Here is a 4,271-nt window from a genome sequence, read left to right on the forward strand (position 1 = left end):
TGATGGTCGAGCGCAAGTGGCCGACGTGCATCTCTTTGGCCAGGTTCGGTGCCGACAGGTCGACAACGGTGCGCTGCAGCGGGCCAGCCTTGCGCACGCCGATATTGCCATCGGCCAGGGCCGCGTCGAGGCGTGAGGCCAGGGCATCGGTGTTCTGGAAGAAATTCAGGAAGCCGGGACCGGCGATTTCGGTCTTGCTGACGTTTTCGTCGGCCGGCAGCGCAGCGATGATTTTTTCCGCCAGGTCGCGCGGTTTCATGCCCGCCGGTTTGGCCAGCATCATGGCGATGTTGCTGGCGAAATCGCCGTTTTTCTTGTCGCGCGAGTTTTCCACCTGGATCGCCGGCGACAGGCCTTCAGGCAACACACCTTCGTTGACGAGTTGGGTGATGGCTTGTTGGATCAGCTGGCGAATGGTGTCTTTCATGGTCTTCTCTTTCGACCGCTGGCGCGGCGGGCGCATCATGCGCTGGTGGAAAAACTGGGCATTATCCGTTGCCGGAGCAGGCTTGCCAACCATTGTAGGTTCATTGCGGACTTACGGCAGACGATTAACCTGTGGCGAGGGAGCTTGCTCCCGGTGGGGCGCGGAGCGGCCCTGAATTCAGGCCCCGCGGTCTCACTGAACGGCTCGAGGTGCCATATTTACGACTGCTTTGCAGTCGAGCGGGAGCAAGCTCCCTCGCCACAGTTGCCATCAATACAAATCGACTGGATCAACATCCAGAGACCAGCGCACCGCACGCCCACTCGGCATCTGCTCCAGTACCAGCAACCAACTGGCCAGCAATCGATGCAGCGGCGCCCGGGCGGTCGCCTGCAACAGCAACTGCGCGCGATACCGCCCTGCCCGGCGCTCCATCGGCGCTGGCACCGGGCCCAGCAGCTCGATGCCGGTCAGGTTCTGTTCGATCAGCAGGCGCTCGGCCTCGCTGCACGCCTCATCGAGAAAGCCTTCCGCTTGCCCTGGTTTATGCGCTTCGGCGCGCAGCAACGCCAGGTGCGCAAACGGCGGCAAGCCCGCTGCGCGGCGTTCGCTCAAGGCTTGTTCGGCAAAGGCGAAATAGCCCTGTTCGGTCAGTTGGATCAACAACGGATGGTCAGCAAGATGCGTCTGGATGATCACCTTGCCCGGTTCTTCGGCACGGCCTGCGCGGCCCGCGACCTGAACAATCAATTGCGCCATGCGTTCACTGGCACGGAAGTCGCCGGAGAACAGCCCGCCGTCGGCGTCGAGAATCGACACCAGCGTCACTCGCGGAAAGTGATGACCTTTGGCAAGCATTTGCGTGCCGATCAAAATGCACGGTTGGCCTTTCTGGATGGTCGCGAACAACTGGTTCATCGCGTCCTTTCGTGAGGTACTGTCGCGGTCGACCCGCAGGACCGGATAGTCCGGAAACAGGATCGCCAGACGCTCTTCAGCCCGTTCGGTGCCGGCACCCACCGGGCGCAAGTCGACCTTGTTGCATTTAGGGCATTGGCGGGGTACGCGTTCGACATAGCCGCAATGGTGGCAACGCAGTTCGCCGTAACGCTGGTGCACGGTCATGCGTGCGTCGCAGCGCTGGCATTCGGACATCCAGCCGCAGTCATGGCAAAGCAGGGTCGGCGCAAAGCCTCGGCGATTGAGGAACACCAGCACCTGCTGACCGGCAGCCAGGGTCTGGCCGATGGCTTGTTGCATCGGTCCGGAAATGCCGCTGTCCAGCGGACGACTCTTCACATCCAGGCGCAGGAAGCGCGGTTGCTTGGCACCGCCAGCGCGTTCATTCAGTCGCAGCAAGCCGTAGCGACCGGTATAGGCGTTGTGCAGGCTTTCCAGAGAGGGCGTGGCCGAGCCGAGCACGATCGGGATGTTTTCCTGCCGTGCCCGCACCAATGCCAGGTCGCGGGCATGGTAGCGCAGGCCTTCCTGCTGTTTATAGGAGCCGTCATGCTCCTCGTCGATGATGATCAGCCCCGGATTTTTCATCGGTGTGAACAGCGCCGAGCGGGTGCCGATAATAATGTCGGCTTCGCCATCTCGGGCGGCCAGCCAGGCCTCAAGGCGTTCGCGGTCGTTGACCGCCGAGTGGATCAGCGCGATGCGCGCATTGAAGCGCTGCTCGAATCGCGCCAGGGTTTGCGGACCGAGATTGATTTCCGGGATCAGCACTAACGCTTGCTTGCCGGCCTCAAGGGTCTCGCGGATCAGCTGCAAGTAGACTTCGGTCTTGCCGCTGCCGGTGACACCGGCCAGCAGAAAAGCGTGATAACTGTCGAACCCGGCGCGGATCGCTTCGTACGCTGCACGCTGTTCCGCGTTGAGCGGCAATTCGGGCTGGGCCAGCCAGTGTTCATGGCGGACACCAGGCGCGTGGCGGCGGATTTCAACTTGCACCAGATCCTTGGCCAGCAGCAAATCCAGGCTGTCTTTGCTCAGCATCAGCTTGCTCAGCAACTGGTGAGCGACGCCATGGGGGTGCTGCGCCAGTGTCGCCAAAGCTTCACGCTGGCGCGGGGCGCGGGCGATACGCGGGTCATCGAGACTCGCACCCGGCGCGGCAGACCAGAAGCGTTCCTGCCGCGCTTCGGCCAGTTCGCCCTGGCGCAGCAATACGGGCAAGGCCCAGCTCAAGGTATCGCCGAGGCTGTGCTGGTAATACTGGGAGGTCCACAGGCACAACTTGAATAACGCCGGGGGAAGTGGTGGTGTGGCGTCGAGCAAGGCCAGCGCGGGCTTGAGTTTTTCCGCTGGCACTTCGCTGGTGTCGGTGACTTCCACCAGGATCCCGATCATCTCGCGACGGCCAAATGGCACTCGCAGGCGCATGCCGGGGTGCAACTGTTCGCGCCGAACGCCGGCCGGAGCGCGGTAGTCGAACAGGCGGCGCAGCGGCGAAGGCAGGGCGAGGCGCAGAATGGCGTCGGGCACGCGTTTTCTCGATGTAGGGGTGAAGTAGCAGGCCGCGAGCCTAGCAGACGACCGGTTTGAGGGACAGCTTGCGTGATTGGCATTGTCTGGTAGAATCCGCGGCCTAATTACGTGCGGTATTCAACAATAGTGTTGGGTGGCGGCACGCTAGCCTGAGGAAAACACCATGAAAGCTGATATCCATCCAGAATACCCAGCAGTTGCTGTTACCTGCAGCTGCGGCAACAAGTTCGAAACCCGTTCGACCTTCGGCAAAGCCCTGGCGATCGACGTTTGCAACGAATGCCACCCGTTCTACACCGGTAAGCAGAAGACTCTGGACACTGGCGGCCGCGTTCAGCGCTTCGCAGACCGTTTCGGTGCTTTCGGCGCGAAAAAGGCCTAAGGCCGATCAACTTGGGAGGCCGTTGCGGTTTTTCCATGCTGATGAAAAAGGCGTCCCTTGCGGGCGCCTTTTTTCTGTCTGCGATTTGGCTCTCAGCGGCCCAGGCCTTTTGTCCGGCTCCGGCCGGGCTGGCATCGGTCGCAGTCCAGCGAGTGGTCGACGGCGACACGCTGCGCCTGAGCGATGGTCGCAATGTGCGCATGATCGGCTTGAATACGCCGGAGTTGGGCAAGAAAGGGCGCTCCGACGAGCCGTTCGCCGTCGCTGCACGAAAACGCCTGGAAGATTTGGTGGCGGCGAGTGATGGGCGAGTCGGCCTGCGGCCCGGCAAAGAAAGCAAAGACCGCTATGGCCGGACGTTGGCCCATGTCTATGGTGCCGACGGCGCCAACCTCGAAGCGCAAATGCTCGCCGAAGGCCTGGGGTTTCTCGTGGCAGTCGCGCCGAATACCGATCTGATCGACTGTCAGCAGGCAGCGGAACGCAGTGCCCGCCAATCCGGACTCGGCGTGTGGCGCCAGTCGCCCGTGTTGCAGGCGGATCAAATCAGCGTTTCCGGATTCGCTCTGCTCAGTGGCCGTGTGAGCAGGGTTCAGCGCAATCGTGGCGGGATTTGGATCGAGTTGCAGGACTCGGTTGTATTGCGCGTTGCACCCAATTTGCTGACCCGATTCGATGTGGCCTCGCTGGAAAGTCTCAAGGGCAAGCAGATTGAGGCGCGTGGCTGGGTGCTGGACCGTTCCCGTCGTGGCGGTCTCAAGGAGGGTCAGGCGCGCTGGGTGTTGCCGCTGACCGATCCGGCGATGCTGCAAGTGGCACATTGATAAAAAATTGTAGACATTTTTTCTATCGATTGTGAACAGTCTATCCCTTGTGTTCCGTGGCTCTTGGGCCAAAGTCGTATGGCCGGGCGCTTGACAGGGGTGACCGGTCAGTCTTGTGGGGATTTTGCGAGGCGCGTATCCTCGC

4 protein-coding genes are annotated in these 4,271 nt (G+C 61.7%); 2 read left to right on the top strand and 2 right to left on the bottom strand.

All coding sequences use genetic code 11. The annotated features are described in order from the left end of the window. Both argS and D8V06_RS05740 read right to left on the bottom strand, forming a co-directional pair. On the bottom strand, window positions 1–427 hold a 427-nt coding region (gene argS, locus D8V06_RS05735; protein ID WP_130930591.1), incomplete at its 3' end, for an arginine--tRNA ligase. 270 nt (window positions 428–697) lie between these two features. Beyond that, window positions 698–2,917 (bottom strand): primosomal protein N', encoded by a 2,220-nt coding sequence (locus tag D8V06_RS05740; protein WP_056852257.1) that lies wholly within the window; start codon window positions 2,915–2,917, stop codon window positions 698–700. A 166-nt stretch (window positions 2,918–3,083) separates the two neighbouring features. On the opposite strand from D8V06_RS05740, the gene rpmE reads away from it, so the two are divergent. After that, window positions 3,084–3,302, top strand: a complete 219-nt coding sequence (gene rpmE / locus D8V06_RS05745) for a 50S ribosomal protein L31 (RefSeq protein ID WP_008047849.1) — start codon at window positions 3,084–3,086, stop codon at window positions 3,300–3,302. 35 nt (window positions 3,303–3,337) lie between these two features. Continuing rightward, window positions 3,338–4,126, top strand: a complete 789-nt coding sequence (locus D8V06_RS05750; protein ID WP_130906990.1) for a thermonuclease family protein — start codon at window positions 3,338–3,340, stop codon at window positions 4,124–4,126. Window positions 4,127–4,271 lie beyond the last annotated feature (145 nt).

Source organism: Pseudomonas sp. Sample_24 (genome assembly GCF_004307605.1).
Classification (GTDB): domain Bacteria; phylum Pseudomonadota; class Gammaproteobacteria; order Pseudomonadales; family Pseudomonadaceae; genus Aquipseudomonas.